The sequence below is a fragment of the Oceanobacter sp. 1_MG-2023 genome, assembly GCF_030689025.1.
GTDB lineage: Bacteria > Pseudomonadota > Gammaproteobacteria > Pseudomonadales > Oceanobacteraceae > Oceanobacter.
This window is the reverse complement of record NZ_JAUYWA010000050.1, coordinates 1-3,104: the sequence shown is the minus strand read 5'-3', so window position 1 is coordinate 3,104 and position 3,104 is coordinate 1. Positions and strand designations below refer to the sequence as shown.

Below are 3,104 nucleotides of genomic sequence, written 5' to 3'. Positions count from 1 at the left end.
GCGTTCCCACCGGAGTTTTCATCAATGGCATCCGCCAATGTGCCAGAGGTAAATACAGGCCCCACTTCATCCAGGTTGTTGACCGCCAGGGTGACAGTTTGATCTGTGTGGTTACCCGCCCCATCGGTAGCGGTGACGGTAAAGCTGTAGCTTGGTTTGGTTTCGTAGTCGGCATCGGCCAACAAAGTCACTTCGCCGGTGGCGGAGTTGATACTGAAGTACGCTGCATCTGCACCCGACAGACTGAAACTCACACCATCAGAAATATCAGCAGAGTCATCCGCAGTGGCGGTATACACCACCTGCCCAGCACCGCTGTTTTCATCGATGGCAGTCGCGGTATCACCAGACGTAATGATTGGTGCGACTTCATCGAGGTTATTCACCGCCAGGGTGACGGTTTGATCGGTATGGTTACCAGCCCCATCGGTGGCGGTGACAGTAAAGCTGTAGCTTGGTTTGGTCTCATAGTCGGCATCCGCCAACAAGGTGACTTCACCGGTGGCTGAGTTGATGCTGAAGTACGCTGCATCGTCGCCTGACAGACTGAAGGTGACGCCATCAGAGATATCTGCAGAGTCATCAGCAACAGCGGTATACACCACTTGCCCGGCACCGCTGTTTTCATCGATGGCAGTGGCGGTATCACCAGAGGTAATCGTCGGTGCTGCTTCATCCAGGTTATTCACCGCTAGTGTCACGGTCTGATCAGTGAAGTGACCAACCCCATCAGTAGCGGTGACGGTAAAGCTGTAACTGGACTTGGTCTCATAGTCGGCATCCGCCAACAAAGTCACTTCACCGGTGCTGGCATCAATCGAGAAGTACGCCGCATCGTCGCCTGAGAGCGAGAAGGTCACACCATCAGAGATATCTGCGGAGTCATCAGCGGTGGCGGTATACACCACTTGCCCGGCACCGCTGTTTTCATCGATCGCAGTGGCGGTATCACCAGAGGTAATCGTCGGTGCGACTTCATCGAGGTTATTGACCGCCAGGGTGACGGTTTGATCGGTGTGGTTACCGGCTCCATCGGTGGCGGTGACGGTAAAGCTGTAGTTTGGTTTGGTTTCGTAGTCGGCATCCGCCAACAAAGTCACTTCGCCTGTAGCAGAGTTGATGCTGAACAGTGACGCATCTGTACCAGACAACGAATAAACCACTGCCGCGTCGTCCGTGGTCGCGGTGTAAATCACCGAGCTAGCACCAGTGTTTTCGTCAATGGCATCCGCCAGAGTCCCGGAGGTAAATACAGGCCCCACTTCATCCAGGTTATTCACCGCCAGGGTGACAGTTTGATCTGTGTGGTTACCCGCCCCATCGGTAGCGGTGACGGTAAAGCTGTAGCTTGGTTTGGTTTCGTAGTCGGCATCGGCCAACAAAGTCACTTCGCCGGTGGCGGAGTTGATACTGAAGTACTCTGCATCTGCACCCGACAGACTGAAACTCACACCATCAGAAATATCAGCAGAGTCATCCGCAGTGGCGGTATACACCACCTGCCCAGCACCAGAGTTTTCATCGATCGCGGTAGCCGTCGCACCAGACGTAATCGTCGGCGCTGCTTCATCCTGGTTATTGACTGCCAGGGTAACGGCCTGATTGGTAAAGTTACCAGCCCCATCGGTGGCGGTGACGGTAAAGCTGTAGCTTGGTTTGGTCTCGTAATCGGCGTCAGCCAACAAGGTGACTTCGCCACTGCTGGTATCAATCGAGAAGTACGCCGCATCGTCGCCTGAGAGCGAGAAAGTCACACCATCGGAGATATCCGCGAAGTCATCAGCAACAGCGGTATACACCACTTGCCCAGCACCTGAGTTTTCAGCGATCGCAGTGGCCGTAGCGCCAGATGTAATGCTTGGCGCTGCTTCATCCAGATCATTCACATCCAGCGTGACGGTCTGGTCAGTGAAGTGACCGGCGCCATCGGTGGCGGTGACAGTAAAACTGTAGCTTGGTTTGGTTTCGTAGTCGGCATCGGCCAACAAAGTAACATCACCGGTGCTGGCATCAATCGAGAAATAAGCTGCATCGTCACCAGAGAGCGAGAAAACTACACCATCAGAAATATCAACAGTGTCATCAGCAACAGCGGTGTACACCACTTGCCCAGCACCGCTGTTTTCATCAATGGCAGTGGCCGTCGCGCCAGAAGTAATCGTTGGTGCTGCTTCATCGAGGTTATTCACCGCCAGGGTGACGGTCTGGTCGGTATGGTTACCGGCTCCATCGGTGGCGATTACAGTAAAGTTGTAGCTGGAGTTGGTCTCATAGTCGGCATCGGCCAACAAAGTCACTTCACCTGTAGAAGAGTTGATGCTGAACAAAGCAGCATCAGCCCCCGAGAGGCTATAAACCGCTGTCGCGTCATCGCTTGTGGCTGTGTAAATAACCGAGCTGGCACCAGAGTTTTCATCAATGGCATCTGCCAGAGTCCCGGAGTTAAATACCGGTCCTGACTCATCCAGATCATTAACCGCCAGCGTCACGGTCTGATCAGTGAAGTGACCGGCGCCATCGGTGGCAGTGACTACAAATGAATAGCTGGACTTGGTCTCATAGTCGGCATCCGCCAACAAAGTAACATCACCGGTTACCGAGTTGATGCTGAAATCCGCCGCATCGTCGCCAGAGAGCGAGAAAGTCACACCATCCGAAATATCCACTGAGTCATCCGCGGTGGCGGTATACACCACTTGCCCGGCACCGCTGTTTTCATCGACCGAGGTGGCGGTATCACCAGAGGTAATCGTCGGCGCTGACTCATCCAGATCATTGACCGCCAGAGTGACGGTTTGGTCAGTGTGGTTACCGGCTCCATCGGTAGCGGTGACGGTAAAGCTATAACTGGACTTGGTCTCGTAATCAGCGTCGGCCAATAAGGTGACTTCGCCGGTGGCTGAGTTGATGCTGAACAGTGACGCATCTGTACCCGAGAGGCTATAAACCGCTGTCGCATCATTGGTTGTGGCTGTGTAAATAACCGAGCTGGCACCAGAGTTTTCATTAATGGCATCCGCCAGAGTCCCGGAGTTAAATACCGGTCCTGACTCATCCAGATCATTCACATCCAGCGTCACGGCTTGGCTATCTTGTAAACCCGC

General features: G+C 53.9%; 1 protein-coding gene. It reads right to left on the bottom strand.

The features are described from left to right. On the bottom strand, window positions 1–3,104 hold a 3,104-nt coding region (locus Q8W22_RS16525), incomplete at both ends, for a cadherin repeat domain-containing protein (RefSeq protein ID WP_305453094.1).